Consider the following 15,636-nt stretch of genomic DNA (forward strand, 5'->3'; position numbering starts at 1 on the left):
CCGAGCCCGCCCCGTCGCCCGCCACCACCCTTCCAAGGAATGGGCCGCGCCCATGAGCACTCTCACCATCGACCACGTCTCCCGCTGGTTCGGCAACGTGGTCGCCGTCAACGACGTCACCATGACCATCGGCCCCGGAGTCACCGGCCTCCTCGGCCCCAACGGCGCCGGGAAGTCCACCCTCATCAACATGATGGGCGGCTTCCTCGCCCCCTCCACCGGCACCGTCACCCTCGACGGCCGACCGGTCTGGCGCAACGAACAGATCTACCGGCACATCGGCATCGTCCCCGAGCGCGAGGCGATGTACGACTTCCTCACCGGCCGCGAATTCGTCGTCGCCAACGCCGAGTTGCACGGCCTCGGTGACAAGGCCGCCCAGCGCGCCCTGGCCACCGTCGAGATGGAATCCGCCCAGGACCGCAAGATCGCCACGTACTCCAAGGGCATGCGCCAGCGCGTGAAGATGGCCAGCGCCCTCGTCCACGAACCGTCGCTGCTCCTGCTCGACGAGCCCTTCAACGGCATGGACCCGCGCCAGCGCATGCAGCTCATGGAGTTGCTGCGGCGCATGGGCGATGAGGGCCGCACGGTGCTGTTCTCGTCCCACATCCTCGAAGAGGTCGAGCAACTGGCCTGGCACATCGAGGTCATGGTCGCCGGACGGCACGCGGCGAGCGGCGACTTCCGCAAGATCCGCCGCCTGATGACCGACCGCCCGCACCGCTACCTGGTCCGCTCCAGCGACGACCGGGCCCTGGCCGCCGCGCTGATCGCGGACCCGTCGACGTCCGGCATCGAAGTCGACCTGGCGGAGGGCGCGTTGCGCGTCGAGGCCGTCGACTTCGGCCGGTTCACCGCCCTGCTGCCGCGGGTGGCCAGGGACCACGGCATCCGGCTGCTCACCGTCTCGCCGTCCGACGAGTCCCTCGAATCCGTGTTCTCGTACCTGGTCGCGGCGTAGGAGGCCCAAGATGTACGACCCCACAGTCGCCCGGCTCACCTACCGGGCCCTGCTCGGCCGACGCCGGGCCCTCATCCTGGGCGCCCTGCCCCTGCTGCTCATCGCGATCTCCGTCGTCGTGCGCTACCTCGCCGGAGCCGACGACCAGACCGCGGCCGACCTGCTCGGCGGGATCGCGCTCGCCACGATGGTCCCGATCATCGGCGTCATCGCGGGCACCGGCGCGATCGGCCCGGAGATCGACGACGGCTCGGTGGTCTACCTGCTGTCCAAGCCGCTGAAGCGGCCCACGATCATCTTCACCAAGCTGATCGTGGCGATCGGCGTGACGATGGTGTTCTCCGCCCTGCCGACCCTGATCGCCGGGTTCATCCTCAACGGCAACGGCCGTCAGATCGCCGTCGCCTACACGGTGGCCGCGCTGGTCGCCTCGATCGCCTACGCGGCCCTGTTCCTGCTGCTCGGCACGGTCTCGCGGCACGCGGTCGTCTTCGGCCTCGTCTACGCGCTGGTCTGGGAGGCCCTGTTCGGCTCCCTGGTCCCCGGCGCCCGCACGCTCAGCGTCCAGCAGTGGTCGCTGGCCGTCGCCCACCAGGTGGCCGGCGGCGAGTTGGTGACCTCGGACGTCGGACTCACCACGGCAACGGTCCTGCTGGTCGCGGTCACCGTCCTGGCCACCTGGTTCGCCGGCCACAAACTACGCTCGCTGACCTTGGCAGGCGAGGAGTAAGAGCCCCTCACCTCAACGGCGCCTGCCGTCACAGGACCGCGTCCTGACGGACCGCGTCCTGACGGACCGCGTCCTGACGGACCGCGTCCTGACGGACCGCGTCCTGGCGGACCGCGTCCTGGCGGACCGCGTCCTGGCGGGGCCAGGTCTCGACGGCTGTCTGCCCTGAGAGGCTTCCGGCTCGACGGACTCTGCCCCGGTGGGCTCTGGTCGTGGCGGACATCTGCCCTGGTGAGGTGGGGGTGGGACCGGGTTTCGGGGGACCTCTGCCTTGGGTGTGCTGCGTCTTGACGGGACCCTGTTCGCGCTGGCCCCCGTCTTGACGGGACCTTCACGCCTGTAGAGGCACACTGAACAGAGGGGGTATCAGGCGCGCACGCGGCGTAAAAAGGGCTGGGAGGACGGGGATGGCAGACGAGGCGGCACAGCACGGCGGTCACAACCCCGACGACGGCGCCCGGGACCCCGAGGGCCCCGGCGACGACGCCTGGGAGGACCCCGTGCTGGACGAGAACTTCATACGCTCCGCCGAGACGACCGAGCCCTCCGCGCGGGCCCGCATGCTCGCGGCCCGCTGGCGCGCCGAGGAACCCGAGCCCCAGCCGTGGCGCTCCGACGAGCCTCCCGCGGGCTGGTTCTTCAGCAAGGCCCGCCGCCGTAAGTGGCGCCGCCGGTAAGACCCGGCACGCGGGGGGCCGGACGCCGGTAGGCCTGGCGCCCCAACCCCTACGGCCTCAGCAAGCCCGGTGGCCGCAGCGGCCGTTACCGCCCCAGCAGCCCTTCCAGCACCACCGCGATGCCGTCCTCGTCGTTCGAGGCCGTGACCTCGTCGGCGACGGCGCGGAGTTCCGGGTGGGCGTTGGCCATGGCCACGCCCCGGGTCGCCCAGGCGAACATCGGGATGTCGTTGGGCATGTCGCCGAACGCGATCGTGTCCGCGGCCTTCAGCCCAAGGCGGCGGGCCGCCAGCGACAGCCCGGTGGCCTTGGACAGGCCCAGCGGCAGCAGTTCCACGATGCCCGCGCCGGCCATCGCGACGTTCACGAAACCGCCCGCGGCCTGGCGGGAGACCTCGGCCAACTCGTCGTCGGACAGCGTCGGATGCTGTATGTAGATCTTGTTCAACGGCGCCGACCAGAGGTCGCCCGCCTCCGCGAGCGGCACCGTCGGCAGGTTGCCCACCAGCGCGTACCCCGGGCCGACCAGCACCTCGCCGTCCAGCCCGTCCCGGCTCGCCGCCAGATGCAGCGGACCGACCTCGGCCTCGATCTTCGCCAGCGCGACTCCCGCCAGCTGCCGGTCCAGGGTCACCGACGTCAGCAGCCGGTGCGCGCCGGCGTCGTACACCTGCGCGCCCTGACCGCAGACGGCAAGACCCTGGTAGCCGAGGTCGTCGAGGACATGCCGGGTCCACGGCACCGCGCGGCCGGTGACGACGATGTGCGCGGCCCCGGCGCCGACTGCCGCCGCGAGCGCGTCACGGGTGCGGTCGGACACCGTGTCGTCGGAACGCAGCAGCGTGCCGTCGAGGTCGGTCGCGATCAGCCGGTAGGGGAAGGCGGCGGCGCTCACTTGGCCACCGGCTCCAGGACTTCCCGGCCGCCGAGGTACGGGCGCAGCACCTCGGGCACGCGCACCGAGCCGTCGGGCTGCTGGTGGTTCTCCAGGAGGGCGACGATCGTGCGCGGAACGGCGCACAGCGTGCCGTTCAGCGTGGCGAGCGGCTTGACCTGCTTGCCGTCGCGGACCCGGATCGACAGTCGGCGGGACTGGTACTCGGTGCAGTCCGACGTCGACGTCAGCTCGCGGTACTTGCCCTGCGTCGGAATCCACGCCTCGCAGTCGAACTTGCGGGCCGCCGAGGAGCCGAGGTCACCGGTGGCGACGTCGATCACGCGGAACGGCAGCTCCAGCGAGGTCAGCCACTGCTTCTCCCACTCCAGCAGGCGTTGGTGCTCCGCCTCGGAGTCGTCGGGGGAGACGTAGGAGAACATCTCGACCTTGTCGAACTGATGGACGCGGAAGATGCCCTTGGTGTCCTTGCCGTGCGAGCCGGCCTCGCGGCGGAAGCACGGGGAGAAGCCCGCGTAGCGCAGCGGCAGGCGGTCCGCCTCGATGATCTCGTCCATGTGGTACGCGGCGAGCGCCACCTCGGAGGTACCGACCAGGTAGAGGTCGTCCTTGTCGAGGTGGTAGACGTCCTGCGCGGCCTGGCCGAGGAAGCCGGTGCCCGCCATCGACTGCGGCCGGACCAGCGCCGGGGTCAGCATCGGCGTGAAACCGGCGGCCGTGGCCTGCGCGATCGCCGCGTTCACCAGCGCCAGTTCGAGCAGGGCGCCGATGCCGGTGAGGAAGTAGAAACGGGAGCCGGAGACCTTGGCGCCGCGCTCGACGTCGATCGCGCCGAGGAGCTGGCCCAGCTCCAGGTGGTCCTTGGGCGCGAAGCCCTCGGCGTCGAAGTCGCGGATCGTGCCGTGCGTCTGGAGGGTGACGAAGTCCTCCTCGCCGCCCACGGGGACGTCGGGGTGGACGAGGTTGCCCAGCCTGAGCAGCAGCTCCTGCGTCTCGGTGTCGGCCGCGTCGCGCTCGGCGTCGGCGGCCTTGACGTCGGCGGCGAGCTGGCTCGCGCGCTTCAGCAGCTCGGTCTTCTCGTCCGGGGCGGCCTTGGGGACGAGCTTGCCGAGTGCCTTCTGCTCGGCACGCAGCTCGTCGAAGCGGACGCCGGACGACCTGCGCCGTTCGTCGGCGGAGAGGAGGGCGTCGACGAGCGCGACGTCCTCTCCACGGGCGCGCTGGGAGGCGCGCACACGGTCGGGGTCCTCACGGAGCAGGCGAAGGTCAATCACGCGGTCAAGGCTACCGGTGCGCACTGACACAGCACGACAGACATTTTGAACTGAGGCTTACGTGCCGTTATGGGTGAATTGCGCAACGCGTCAAGTGAAGTCGTCTCATTCCCTGGACGGGTAGCGGGATGATCGACCGGTTGACTCGAATCCCTTGCGGGGGAGGGGACTTGGGGGCTCCTGGAGATTCGTTGTCCACAGCTCTCCCCACACCCCGAATAGTTATCCACAGGCTGTGTGGGAAATCTGTGGACACTCGAATTGATCATTCCGATTCGAGGCCGGGACCCGTGGAATTCCCCTCCCAAACCGGATTCACACCCACTTTCGGGTGGAAAAGGGTCGCCCCAGGGGATGGCGGCAGGGAAACAGGTGGACGAAGGGTGAGTGACGCGGGGAGGGGCGTGGATGGGCGCCGGGAGCCGATTTGTCGACTGGGTGACCCTCCCCTATCGACTTGTCCCCAGGTTGCGGCCCCTGCCTGTGGATAACTTACGGCGGTGGCTGAAAATCCGCTGGTAGGACAGGTGTGATCGGTCGGAAACGCGCCAGAAACGTTTGTTCCGCGAGGCCTGGAACCCGTTGTCCCGCCTGGCCTGAAGGCAGCCGTCCGGTGCGGCCCGGAACCGGTCGTCCTGACGCGCCCTGGAGCCGCCGCCGTCCCGACGGGGCCTAGAACCGGCCGTCCTGGCAGCGGGCCACCCAGTCCGACGCCGCCATGAACTCGATGTCCGACGTGCCCGGGCGGGGCGCCGGGACGTCGTTCACGTCGACCTCCGCGCGCGGGTACGAACCGAGATACCGCACCTCCAGGCAGATCCGCTTCAGCCCCATGAGGGTCTCGGCGACCCGGCGGTCGGAGATGTGCCCCTCGGCGTCGGCGCAGAAGCAGTAGTTGCCGATGCCGGCGCCGGTCGGCCGGGACTGGAGCAGCATGAGGTTGACGCCCCGGGTGGCGAACTCGCCCAGCAGGTCGCGCAGGGCACCGGGGTGGTCGTCGCGCTGCCACAGCACGACGGACGTCTTGTCGGCACCGGTCGGCGCGGCGGGCCGGGCCGGACGGCCGACCAGCACGAAGCGGGTCTGCGCGTTCTCCGCGTCGTGGATGCCGGTCTCCAGGGCCTCCAGGCCGTACCGGGCGGCGGCGAACTCGCCCGCGAAGGCGGCGTCGAAGTGGCCCTCCTGGACGAGGCGGGCGCCGTCCGCGTTGGAGGCGGCGGACTCCCAGCGGGTGTCGGGGAGGTGGGCCTTGATCCAGTTGCGGACCTGCGGCTGGGCGGCCGGATGGGCGGTGACCGTCTTGATGTCGGACAGCTGGGTGCCGGGCCGCACCAGCAGCGCGAAGGTGATCGACAGCAGCACCTCGCGGTAGATCATCAGCGGGGTGCCCGCGACCAGTTCGTCGAGGGTGGTGGTGATGCCGCCCTCGACGGAGTTCTCGATCGGCACGAAGGCGGCCTCGGCGTCGCCGACGCGGACGGCGTCCAGGGCGGACTGCACGGACACGTACGGGATCAGCTCCCGGGTGGCCGCCTCGGGAAGCGTCCGCAGAGCGACTTCGGTGAAGGTGCCCTCGGGGCCGAGATACGCGTAGCTCGCTGGCATGGCCTCACCCTAATGGCCGCACGCCCTCACGGCTCACCCGTCTCACCACAGCCGCACGCGCGAGTGAACCTGCGTAACCGGCTCAGCCCCCCCCGGATCACCCCTCCAGCAACCGTTGCCCCACGTACTCCCCCTCGCCCGCCCCGCCCGGTACCGCGAACAGGCCGCTGCTCTCGTGGCGGATGTACTTCGAGAGGGCGTCGCCGCGGTCGAGCTTGCGCTGGACGGGGACGAAGGCGCGCAGCGGGTCGGCCTGCCAGCAGACGAAGAGGAGGCCCGCGTCCGGGACGCCGTCCTGGTCGATGCCGTCGTGGAAGGAGAACGGCCGCCGCAGCATCGCCGCCCCGCCGTTCTGGTCGGGCCGGGTGATCCGCGCGTGGGCGTTGATCGGGACGGCCAGATCACCCTGGGCGTCCGTCTTCTCCAGGTCCATCGCGGTCGTCTCGGTACCGCCCGACAGCGCGGCCCCGTTCGCCTTCCGGCGCCCGATGACGTTCTCCTGGGCGGCGAGGGAGAGCTTCTCCCAGTCGTCCAGGAGCATCCTGATCCGGCGGACGACGGCATAGGAGCCGTTCGCCATCCAGGACGGCTGTCCGGACGACGGGACGAAGATCCGTTGGTCGAAGTCGGACTCGGTCGGCTTGGGATTACGCGTGCCGTCGAGCTGGCCCATCAGATTGCGAGCCGTCATGGGGTGGGCGGTGGCACCCGGCGAACGGTTGAAGCCGTTCATCTGCCAGCGGACCCGGGCCGCCGCACCCGCGTCCTTCTGGAGCGCGCGCAGGGCGTGGAAGGCGACCAGCGCGTCGTCCGCGCCGATCTGCACCCACAGATCGCCGTCGCTACGCTTCTTGTCGAGCTGGTCGGAGGAGAAGTCGGGCAGCGGGTCGAGCGCGACCGGGCGCTGTTTGTGCAGACCGGTGCGGGCGAAGAAGCTGTGCCCGAAGCCGAACGTGACCGTCAGCGAGGACGGCCCCGCGTCCCGGGCGACATCGGTGTCGTCGTGCGCCGCGGCCTCGCCCGCCATCAGCCGCGCGGCCGTCGTCGACCAGCGGCGGAGCAGCGCGGCGGCCTCCTTGCGGCCCGCTCCGGCCGCGAGGTCGAAGGCGATGAGATGGCCGCGGGCCTGGAGGCCCTGGGTGATGCCGGGCTGGTGTTTCACGTGAAACAACGCCCGGGCGGAACCCAGCGAGGTCAGGGGGGTGGCCTCGGCGGGGCGTGCTGTATACCCGACGGCCCCGCCCGCCGCGCCGAGCACGAGCCCGGTGGCACCGGCGGTGGAGAGCAGGGAGCGCCGGGAGAGACCCCCGTCGGAGGCGGCGGGGGCGGGAGCCGTTTCCGGGGCGGGGGTACGGGTCTCGGGGAGGGACTGGTCGGGCATGGTGCGTGTCAGCCGATCTGCGCGTTCTTGGAGACGGTCACCTGGTCGATGTCCGAGGTCCGCACGGTCACGGCGACCTTCCAGTCGCCGGCCATGGGGATCTGTACCCCGTTCGCCGACCAGTGGCCGGTGGTGATGTGGTCCGGTACCACGGGCAGCGGACCGATCTTCTTGGCGGTGAGGGTGAAGGCGAGCTTCACCTCGGGGATGTCGAAGGCGCGGCCGTTGGGCCGTTGGACGTAGACGTGCATCTCGTTGCCGCCCACCCGGGCCGGGTCGAGGTCGACCGAGACGACGCCCTTGCCGTCCTGGCCACCGGTGTCGAACGGCATGGTCAGGGTCAGCGCCCCGGACGACGGGTCCGACGCCGAGGAGGACGACGCCCCGGCCTTGGCCGCCTTGGCGTCCTCCTCGGTGCGCCCCGGCTCGGTCTGGGTCAGGACGGTGGTGACGGCGAGCAGCACCACGGCGATGCCGGCCTCGGCCAGCACGGAGCGGCGCAGCCCGGACCGGATGGGGTCGGCGTCCCGGCGCCGTTTCTGCCGCGTGGAGTCCACGGCGGCCTGCTGCCGGGCGAGTTGAGTGACCCGCTGGGCGTCGGCGACCTCGGTGACCTCAGCCGCTCCGCCCGCTTCGGCGCCGCCCACGCCCCCAGCGGCTCCCGTGACCTCTGAAGCCAACGAGGCGCTCTCGGCCGTTGCGGAGCCGCTGTCGGCAGCCCTGGCCCCGGAGGACCCGTCGGCCACCTCGGCGGCAGCACTCGCCGCACCGGCCGTGCCCGACGTCCCGGCGCCCGTTACGCGTGCCCCGGCCGACACCTCCTCCTTCTCCTCCTCCGCCGAGGTGTCCTCCAGCGGAGTCGGCGTTGCCGTCAGGCGCGTCGTCCAGCGGCGGGAGAAGTACGCGAGGGCGACGAGGGCGACGACCAGGGCGAGTTTGGCGAGCAGGAGTTGGCCGTAGGTCGTGTCGGTGAAGGCCGACCAGGAGCCGAGCTGGCGCCAGGACTGGTAGACGCCGGTCGCGACGAGGGCGACGACGCTGCCGAAGGCGACCCGGGAGAAGCGGTGGACGGCGGTCGCCTCGATGGGGGTGTCCGCGCGGTACAGGGCGACGAGGAGCGCGGCCAGCCCGCCCAGCCACCCGGCGACGGCCAGCAGATGGATCACGTCGACCGGCATGGCGATGCCCGGCTGGAGCCCGGTCGAGGCGTGTTCGGCCATCGCCCAGCTCGCCGCGAGCCCGGCGGAGATGACGGTCCCGCCGATGGCGAGCCCGAAGGCCAGGTCCCGTTTCTCGTCGCCCTCACGCTTGTCGTACGCCCCGAAGAGCACGGCGATGAACAGCGCGGCGGCGGCGAGCAGCAGGAGCCGGGAGACGAGGGCGGCGCCGGTCTTGGTCTGGAGGACCTGGCCGAGAAGGCTCAGGTCGAAGATGTCGGCGGCCTTGCCCGAGCTGGTGTAGGAGCCGCGCAGGAGCAGCAGCAGGAGGGTGGCGACGGTGAGGGTGAGCCAGCCGGAGACGACCAGCCGTTGCAGCGGACGGACCCCGGAGCCGCGCTGCCAGCAGGCGAGCACGAAGGCGGCGCCGCCGACCAGGACGATGAAACCGGCGTAGGACAGATAGCGCCCGAGGCCGTACAGCCAGCCGACGAAGCCGCCGCCGACCTCCTGGCCGACATCCGCGACGGAGGTCTGGGAGGGGGCGCCGACGGAGAAGGTGTAGGCGCCGGAGACGGGGTGGCTGTCGGCCGACACGACCTGGTAGGTGACGGTGTAGGTGCCGTCGGCGAGGCCGCTGTGCAACTGGACGGCGTAGGTCGTGCCGCTGGTGTTGGCGGGCTTTCCGGTGTCGACGCGGGCGCCCTTGGGGTCGAGGACGCGCAGCGAGCCGTCGGAGAGGGCGACCTGTTCGGAGAAGGTGAGCGAGACCTGGGTCGGTGCCTTGTCGACCACCACCCCCTGGGCGGGGTCGCTGCCGGTCAGCGCGGCGTGCGCGGAGGCGGGTCCGGCACCGGCGAGGAGCAGGCCGGTGACGGCCAGGAGCAGCAGGATCAGATGCCGCGCGCGGGGGGTGATGGTCTGCGTCAAGGTGGTCCTTCCCTCAGTGGCCGGTCGCCGGTTGGTACGTGGCGGACTTGACCGGCATCTCGACCTTCACGGGGTCGGATGTGGCGAAGTGCAGTTCGACGTCGACGGTGTCGCCCTCTTTCACCTTCCGCGGCAGCTTGTCGAACATCAGGTGGTTGCCGCCGCTTGCGAAGACGAGCTGTCCGTGCGCGGGCACGTCCAGGGAGGTGACCTCCCGCATGGACTGGCCGACGGTCTCGTGGACGGTGACGGGTCCCGCGTCACTGGTGACGGACGTCAGCTTGTCGGCGGCGGCGCCCTTGTTGGCGACGGTGAGGAAGCCCGCGGCCATGTCGGAGACCGGCTGGGGCATGTAGGCGGAGCTGACGGAGAGGTCGGCGGCGTCGTCACCGGAGCCGCCGCAGGCGGTCAGGGCGAGCGCCCCGGCCAGCACGGCGGCGGCCGCGAGGGGGCGCCTCACGGGTTCTGCCCCTTGACGATCTTGGGGAGGTCCTTGGTGTAGTCCTCGACGGTGGCGTCCTCGCCGTACAGGAGGTAGCCGCCGTTGGTCTTGGGGGAGAAGGCGATGACCTGGGTGCCGTGGACGGAGACGGTCTTGCCGGTCTTCTTGTCCTTGTGGGTCGGCTCGATGGAGATGCCGAGGCTGCGGGCGCCGGCCTGGATGGTGGCGAATTCGCCGGTCAGGCCGATGATCTGGGGGTCGATGCCCTTGAGCCACTTGCCGAGTTCGGCCGGGGTGTCACGGGCCGGGTCGGTGGTGACGAACACGATCCGCAGCTTGTCCTGCTCGGCCTTGGACAGCTGCTTCTTGGCGACGGCGAGGTTGTTCATCGTCAGCGGGCAGATGTCGGGGCAGTGGGTGTAGCCGAAGTAGATGAGGGTGGGGCGGCCCTCGGTCTCCTTGCGGAGGTCGTACTTCTCGCCGTGGGTGTCGGTGAGGACGAGGTCCGGCTTGTCGAACGGGTTGTCCAGCACGGTCGCGGCCTGCTGCGTGGTGTCCTCGGAGACCACGGAGACGGGCGAGCCGCTGTCGCCGCCGCTGCCGCAGGCGGAGAGGGTCAGGGTGGCGGCGGTGAGCAGCACGGCCGCGGCGAACGTCTTCTTGCGCATAGAAAAATGTCCCAGATGTGAGTGCTCCGGCCCGCACCGGGGCTCGGTGAGCCCCGGTGCGGAACGGCTGTGGGTGGTTCTCAGGCGGCGCTGCCGGTGCCGCCGGTGTCGCGCCGACGTCCTGCCAGCACGCCGTAGGCCACGCCCAGGGCGCCCACGACGATGCCGACGACGCCCAGGACGCGCGCGGTGGTGTCGCTGCCGGCGGCCGAGGCGGTGGTGTCGGCGGCGGTGGCCTCGGCGTCCTTGGCGGTGTCGGAGGCGTCCGAGGCGGTGGTCGTGCCGTGGCCGTCCCCGGTGGCGGCGGTCAGGGCGAGGGTCGGGGCGGGGTTCTCCGGCTCCTCCTGGCCGTCCTCCTGGACCTCGATCCAGCGCACGACGTCGTTGTCGGAGTACGTCTGGACGGCCTTGAAGACCAGTTGGTCGGTGTCCTCGGGCAGGGCGCCGAGGGAGACGGGGAACTTCTGAAAGAAGCCGGGCTGGACGCCGTTCTTGGCGTCGGCGGTCCAGGTGACCTTGGAGACGGCCTCGCTGATCTTCTGGCCGTGCACCTCAAGGGGCTTGGCCAGCTTGGACTTGGTGACCTTCGCGGTCCAGCCGTCGATGCGTTCCGGCATGACGGAGGCCAGCGGATGGTCGGTCGGGAAGGTGACTTCGAGCTTGGTGGTCGAGGCGTCGTCACGCTCGTTGGGGACCTTGAAGTCGACGACCGCGTAGCCGCCCTTGGCGGCCGTGCCCTCGGCCGCGACGCTGACGTGGGCGGACGCGGGGGCGGACAGGGCGAGTACGGCGGTGCCGGCGAGGGCGCCGGCGGCGGCCAGACGACGAGAAACCTTCATGGACGGATGCACTCCACTTCGAGTGAGTTCTGCGCGTGAGTCCTGCTGAGGAGGGATACGCGTGCGAGGGCGCGAAAACGCGGGCACGCGTGTGTGCCGCACGACGGCGGCCCCTGCTCCGAGGTTGCTCGGCGGTGGAGGTCGCGTCGCTCAGGCGGCGAGGCGGAACACGGCGACGGCGGGCGGCCCGCGTCGGATCACCGTGTGCTGGAGTGCCGTTCGGGAGAAGGCGTGCGGGGGGTCGGCGTCGGCGCGCGGCGGGCGCGGGCCCGCCTCGGGCAGGGCCGGGAGCCCGGCGCACAGGGCGCGCACCAGGGCGAGCGCGCCGCGCAGGAAGCGGACCAGGCCGACTTCGGCGAACCCCGTCGACAGGGCGACGATCCGCAGCAGCGCCAGATCCCCGCGGCGCAGCAGCCAGCCGGCGGCGATGGCCGCGAGGACGTGGCCGAGCAGCATCGGCAGGGACGGCAGCAGCGACGTCGAGGCCGCGCCCGTGGCGGACACGGCGTCCGTCGCGTGGTGCCCGGCGCCGACCGTGTCCGGGTGGAGCCGGGCGTCGATGAGGATGCGGCGGGCCTGCGCGGGACTGATCGCGGCGGCGGCGCTCCCGCACACCAGCCGGGCGGCCTCGGCGACCAGCGAACTGTCGGACGCCGTCGCTGTCGTTGCTGCCGTCGTGGTGCCGTGCATGCCCGGCATCCCGGTCATGGCGCCCGACGCGGACGTGTGCTGTCCCAGCCCGAACAGCGTGTGCAGGGAGGTCTGTCCGGCCGCCAGGAGAGCGGCGATGGCGGGCAGGGTACGCGCGCGTCCGGCGAGCGGCGCGGCGACCAGGAAGACGCCCAGGAACCCGGCGGCGAGCGTCCACGCGGGGACGGTGGCGCAGGAGGCGAGGGTGTGACCGGCCGCGGCCAGCACGACGCAGACCGCGGCGAACACCGCGGCCCTCAGCATCCGGAGGTCTCTCCCGGGGCGCGCCGTACGGGGGACAGTCATGGCGGGGTCATCATCGCACTGGGCCGACGGCCGCCGTACGGCAGGTCCGCAAGGTCGGCCCCGTCACGGAAGATCACGTTCTGGGGTGGGCCGCCCGTGGATGAACCGATTCTTTCGGGCCCGCTTCGGCTGTATGGGCGGCATCACGTCGCCCGCGCGCTTATCCGGGGCCGCTCGCGGCAATAGGTAACGGTATGTCGAGCCGCGGCACGGGAGGGTGGAACATGAGCATCTGGTGGTCCCTCCATCTCCGACGCGAGGCCGCGAGCGTCCCGTTGGCCCGTCGGCTGCTGCTCGGCACCATGGAGACCGCGGGCGTCGACCCGGACGTCTCCTACGACCTCTCCGTCGCCCTCAGCGAGGCCTGTGCGAACGCCGTCGAGCACGGCGGCGACACCGGGTTCGGTACCTCGTCGGAGGCGTACCGGGTCACCGCCTACCTCGACGGCGAGCGGTGTCGTATCGAGGTCGCCGACTCCGGCCCCGGCTTCGAGAACGGGCCCCCGCCCCGCCAGGCCCGCCCCGACGCCGAGCACGGCCGGGGTCTGTGGCTCATCCGCGAGCTGGCCGATCACGTCCACGTCGGTGACAAACCGGGCCGCAGAGGCACCGTGGTGAGCTTCGACAAGATGCTGAAGTGGAGGAAAGACGCCCCTCTGGTAACGGTGTAGCGCCGGTGGTGAGGGTCAGGGGACGAGCTTGCCCGACGATGCGGGTCGTAGCCCCACCGCCAGCTCGGCGACTCGACCAGGAGCAGACCAGGGCCGCCTCGGAGTCACCTTCAGAACAGCCCAGTTCCGGTGTGTCTCGGCACTTGTCGGCAACGCCGGTCCGAACTTGTCGGCAACGCCGGTCCGAATCACCACACGGACCACGCAACAGGGCCCTCGCGACCGCTCAGCTCGCCCTCGCACAGCTCCACCAGGGAGAGGCCCACCAGGCCACGGCCTCAGCCACCGACGCCTTCACCATCATGGATGGCGACCCATTTCCCGGCCGTATGCGCACGCTCGTGGGCGACTTCCACCGGGGCCTGTTCGTCATGGCTCCCTCCGCCTCCTACGCACGAGACTGGGCAGACCGCATGCGAACCGAATGGAGGCGAGCGTGACCGACCTGCGTCACTTCCAGCACGGAAACAAACCTCCCCGAGGTCTTCCGGCAGATGCTCATCGACGTACACATCGACGCCTACGCCGACCAGATGGATGACCCCTTCCACCAGCGCTTCGCCTGGTTCGTCGACCACTGGACCGGCATGGACGGCTTCTCCTGCGTGGTGGCGTACGACGAAGAGGAACCGGTCGGCTTCGCCTACGGCGCCCCGCTCGCCCCCGGCCTGGAGTGGTAGCGGTCCACCCCGTACGAGCCGACCAACGGCTACTCCTCCACCTACGCCGTGTCCGAGGTAGTGGTGCGCCCAAGCTGGCGCAAGCAGGGAATCGCCGACCGCCTGCACGAGGCGCTACTCAAGGAACGTACGGAAGACCTTGCCGTGCTGCTCGTCGACGTCACGCACCCCAAGGTACGGGAGCTCTACCAGTCGTGGGGGTACGCCAAAGCCGGCGAGCAACAGCCCTTCGCCGACTCACCGGTGTACGCACTCATGATCGAAGACCTCCGAAGCTGACTGCTCGGCCGATGGCCGATCCTGGCCCGAATCAGGTCAAGGGAGCTCAGGTGACTGACGTGCGGTCCAGCCAGCGCGTGTGAGACCGCGGTGTCCTCCGGCACGGTGCTGGCGGGGGCTGCCTATGTCCCGTGCCGCCCCAGCGGCACGACTGCCCGCAGACTGTGTGGCTCGACCGGGTCGGCAGCCTGCGGGCTCGTGTGTGCCTACGCCTTGCGGAGGCGGAACGTCAGGGTCAGGCCCACGTCCTCGAACGGGGCGCCGTAGCTGTCGTCCGCCTCGCCCTGGGCGAAGTCCGTGGCGAGGACCTCGTCGGCGATCAGCCCCGCGTGTTCGCTGAGCGCGGCGATGACCGCCGGGTCGGTGGACGTCCAGCGCAGGGCGATCCGGTCGGCCACGTCGAGACCGCTGTTCTTGCGGGCCTCCTGGATCAGGCGGATCGCGTCCCGGGCCAGGCCCGCCTGACGCAGTTCCTCGGTGATCTCCAGGTCGAGGGCGACCGTGGCACCGGAGTCGGACGCCACCGACCAGCCCTCGCGGGGAGTCTCCGTGATGATGACCTCGTCCGGCGCCAGCGTCACCGTCTCGCCGTCGACCTCGACCGACGCCGTGCCGTTGCGCAGGGCCAGCGAGAGGGCTGCCGCGTCGGCGTGGGCGACGGCCTTGGCGACGTCCTGGACGCGCTTGCCGAACCGCTTGCCCAGGGCGCGGAAGTTGGCCTTCGCGGTCGTGTCGACGAGGGAGCCGCCGACTTCGGAGAGCGAGGCGAGGGAGCTGACGTTCAGTTCCTCCGTGATCTGTGTGTGCAGTTCGCGGTGGAGGGCGTCGAAGCCGGTCGCGGCGATGAGCGCGCGGGAGAGCGGCTGGCGGGTCTTGACGCCGGACTCCGCGCGGGTGGCGCGGCCCAGCTCGACCAGCCGGCGTACCAGCACCATCTGCTTCGACAGTTCCGGGTCGATCGCGGACAGGTCCGCCTCCGGCCAGGAGGAGAGGTGGACCGACTCCGGGGCGCCCGGGGTGACCGGGACGATCAGGTCCTGCCAGACCCGCTCGGTGATGAACGGCGTCAGCGGGGCCATCAGCTTCGTGACCGTTTCGACCACTTCGTGGAGGGTGCGCAGCGCGGCCTTGTCGCCCTGCCAGAAGCGGCGCCGGGAGCGGCGGACGTACCAGTTGGACAGGTCGTCGACGAACGCCGACAGGAGCTTGCCGGCGCGCTGGGTGTCGTAGGCCTCCAGAGCCTGCGTCACCTGGTCGGTGAGCGCGTGCAGTTCGGACAGCAGCCAGCGGTCCAGGAGCGGGCGCTCGGCCGGGGCCGGGTCGGCCGGGCTCGGGGCCCAGCCGGTGGTACGGGCGTACAGGGCCTGGAAGGCGACGGTGTTCCAGTAGGTGAGGAGCGTCTTGCGGACGACCTCCTGGATGGTGCCGTGGCCCACCCGGCGGGCCGC

General features: G+C 71.0%; 17 protein-coding genes. 6 read left to right on the forward strand and 11 right to left on the reverse strand.

Going from position 1 to position 15,636, the window contains the following annotated elements:
* The first annotated feature begins 52 nt into the window (after positions 1-52).
* Both ACIQOU_RS10355 and ACIQOU_RS10360 read left to right on the forward strand, forming a co-directional pair.
* Entirely contained in the window at positions 53-964 is a 912-nt protein-coding gene (locus ACIQOU_RS10355; protein WP_401535756.1) for an ABC transporter ATP-binding protein, read from the forward strand.
* A gap of 10 nt (positions 965-974) precedes the next feature.
* Entirely contained in the window at positions 975-1,694 is a 720-nt protein-coding gene (locus ACIQOU_RS10360; protein ID WP_401535758.1) for an ABC transporter permease subunit, read from the forward strand.
* A 28-nt stretch (positions 1,695-1,722) separates the two neighbouring features.
* Here ACIQOU_RS10360 and ACIQOU_RS10365 read toward each other — a convergent pair whose 3' ends face one another.
* Positions 1,723-1,917, reverse strand: coding sequence for a hypothetical protein (locus tag ACIQOU_RS10365; RefSeq protein ID WP_401535760.1), 195 nt, complete (start codon positions 1,915-1,917; stop codon positions 1,723-1,725).
* Positions 1,918-2,101: 184 nt separating this feature from the next.
* Here ACIQOU_RS10365 and ACIQOU_RS10370 point away from each other — a divergent pair, with 184 nt between their 5' ends.
* Entirely contained in the window at positions 2,102-2,371 is a 270-nt protein-coding gene (locus ACIQOU_RS10370; protein WP_401535762.1) for a hypothetical protein, read from the forward strand.
* Between the two features lie 85 nt (positions 2,372-2,456).
* Here the strand turns inward: ACIQOU_RS10370 and ACIQOU_RS10375 are convergent, their stop codons facing one another.
* The 9 genes from ACIQOU_RS10375 to ACIQOU_RS10415 form a co-directional block, all read right to left on the reverse strand.
* Complete coding sequence (locus ACIQOU_RS10375; RefSeq protein WP_401535764.1) at positions 2,457-3,266, reverse strand: HAD family hydrolase; 810 nt, start codon at positions 3,264-3,266, stop codon at positions 2,457-2,459.
* Entirely contained in the window at positions 3,263-4,540 is a 1,278-nt protein-coding gene (gene serS, locus ACIQOU_RS10380) for a serine--tRNA ligase (RefSeq protein WP_401535766.1), read from the reverse strand. Before serS ends, ACIQOU_RS10375 begins: the two co-directional genes overlap by 4 nt.
* A gap of 672 nt (positions 4,541-5,212) precedes the next feature.
* Entirely contained in the window at positions 5,213-6,145 is a 933-nt protein-coding gene (gene pheA, locus ACIQOU_RS10385) for a prephenate dehydratase (RefSeq protein ID WP_401535768.1), read from the reverse strand.
* A 97-nt stretch (positions 6,146-6,242) separates the two neighbouring features.
* On the reverse strand, positions 6,243-7,526 hold the full coding sequence (gene efeB / locus ACIQOU_RS10390) for an iron uptake transporter deferrochelatase/peroxidase subunit (RefSeq protein ID WP_401535769.1): 1,284 nt from the start codon (positions 7,524-7,526) through the stop codon (positions 6,243-6,245).
* An 8-nt stretch (positions 7,527-7,534) separates the two neighbouring features.
* Positions 7,535-9,613 carry a copper resistance CopC/CopD family protein gene (locus tag ACIQOU_RS10395; RefSeq protein WP_401535771.1) on the reverse strand — a complete coding sequence of 693 codons (2,079 nt, stop codon included), beginning with the start codon at positions 9,611-9,613 and terminating at the stop codon, positions 7,535-7,537.
* A gap of 13 nt (positions 9,614-9,626) precedes the next feature.
* A complete protein-coding gene (locus ACIQOU_RS10400) occupies positions 9,627-10,073 on the reverse strand; it encodes a copper chaperone PCu(A)C (protein ID WP_401535772.1) in 447 nt (148 codons plus the stop codon).
* Complete coding sequence (locus tag ACIQOU_RS10405; RefSeq protein WP_401535773.1) at positions 10,070-10,723, reverse strand: SCO family protein; 654 nt, start codon at positions 10,721-10,723, stop codon at positions 10,070-10,072. The genes ACIQOU_RS10400 and ACIQOU_RS10405 overlap by 4 nt, the downstream gene beginning before the upstream one ends.
* An 80-nt stretch (positions 10,724-10,803) precedes the next feature.
* A complete protein-coding gene (locus ACIQOU_RS10410; protein ID WP_401535774.1) occupies positions 10,804-11,562 on the reverse strand; it encodes a YcnI family protein in 759 nt (252 codons plus the stop codon).
* Between the two features lie 150 nt (positions 11,563-11,712).
* The gene (locus ACIQOU_RS10415; protein WP_401535775.1) at positions 11,713-12,558 is read right to left on the reverse strand and encodes a hypothetical protein; all 846 of its coding nucleotides are present in this window, start codon (positions 12,556-12,558) and stop codon (positions 11,713-11,715) included.
* A gap of 224 nt (positions 12,559-12,782) precedes the next feature.
* On the opposite strand from ACIQOU_RS10415, the gene ACIQOU_RS10420 reads away from it, so the two are divergent.
* From ACIQOU_RS10420 to ACIQOU_RS10430, 3 genes are all read left to right on the forward strand, one after another.
* Positions 12,783-13,229: an ATP-binding protein gene (locus ACIQOU_RS10420; protein WP_401535776.1), complete on the forward strand. Its 447-nt coding sequence runs from the start codon at positions 12,783-12,785 to the stop codon at positions 13,227-13,229.
* Positions 13,230-13,723: 494 nt separating this feature from the next.
* Positions 13,724-13,909: a hypothetical protein gene (locus ACIQOU_RS10425; protein ID WP_401535778.1), complete on the forward strand. Its 186-nt coding sequence runs from the start codon at positions 13,724-13,726 to the stop codon at positions 13,907-13,909.
* A gap of 48 nt (positions 13,910-13,957) precedes the next feature.
* Positions 13,958-14,188 (forward strand): GNAT family N-acetyltransferase, encoded by a 231-nt coding sequence (locus ACIQOU_RS10430; protein ID WP_401535780.1) that lies wholly within the window; start codon positions 13,958-13,960, stop codon positions 14,186-14,188.
* A 206-nt stretch (positions 14,189-14,394) separates the two neighbouring features.
* Here the strand turns inward: ACIQOU_RS10430 and ACIQOU_RS10435 are convergent.
* Positions 14,395-15,636, reverse strand: a 1,242-nt coding sequence (locus ACIQOU_RS10435) for a DUF5915 domain-containing protein (RefSeq protein ID WP_401535781.1), incomplete at its 5' end; no start/stop codon positions are given.

Origin of the sequence: Streptomyces sp. NPDC091279 (assembly GCF_044757465.1) — a bacterium.
Classification (GTDB): domain Bacteria; phylum Actinomycetota; class Actinomycetes; order Streptomycetales; family Streptomycetaceae; genus Streptomyces.

Excerpts from the sequence above, each read along its gene's own strand:
- ACIQOU_RS10355 (WP_401535756.1), top strand. The coding sequence starts at position 53 with ATGAGCACTCTCACCATCGACCACGTCTCCCGCTGGTTCGGCAACGTG.
- ACIQOU_RS10370 (WP_401535762.1), top strand. The coding sequence starts at position 2,102 with ATGGCAGACGAGGCGGCACAGCACGGCGGTCACAACCCCGACGACGGC.
- ACIQOU_RS10425 (WP_401535778.1), top strand. The coding sequence starts at position 13,724 with ATGCTCATCGACGTACACATCGACGCCTACGCCGACCAGATGGATGAC.
- ACIQOU_RS10415 (WP_401535775.1), bottom strand. The coding sequence starts at position 12,558 with ATGACTGTCCCCCGTACGGCGCGCCCCGGGAGAGACCTCCGGATGCTG.
- ACIQOU_RS10420 (WP_401535776.1), top strand. The coding sequence starts at position 12,783 with ATGAGCATCTGGTGGTCCCTCCATCTCCGACGCGAGGCCGCGAGCGTC.
- ACIQOU_RS10365 (WP_401535760.1), bottom strand. The coding sequence starts at position 1,917 with ATGTCCGCCACGACCAGAGCCCACCGGGGCAGAGTCCGTCGAGCCGGA.
- ACIQOU_RS10410 (WP_401535774.1), bottom strand. The coding sequence starts at position 11,562 with ATGAAGGTTTCTCGTCGTCTGGCCGCCGCCGGCGCCCTCGCCGGCACC.
- ACIQOU_RS10405 (WP_401535773.1), bottom strand. The coding sequence starts at position 10,723 with ATGCGCAAGAAGACGTTCGCCGCGGCCGTGCTGCTCACCGCCGCCACC.
- pheA (WP_401535768.1), bottom strand. The coding sequence starts at position 6,145 with ATGCCAGCGAGCTACGCGTATCTCGGCCCCGAGGGCACCTTCACCGAA.
- efeB (WP_401535769.1), bottom strand. The coding sequence starts at position 7,526 with ATGCCCGACCAGTCCCTCCCCGAGACCCGTACCCCCGCCCCGGAAACG.
- ACIQOU_RS10360 (WP_401535758.1), top strand. The coding sequence starts at position 975 with ATGTACGACCCCACAGTCGCCCGGCTCACCTACCGGGCCCTGCTCGGC.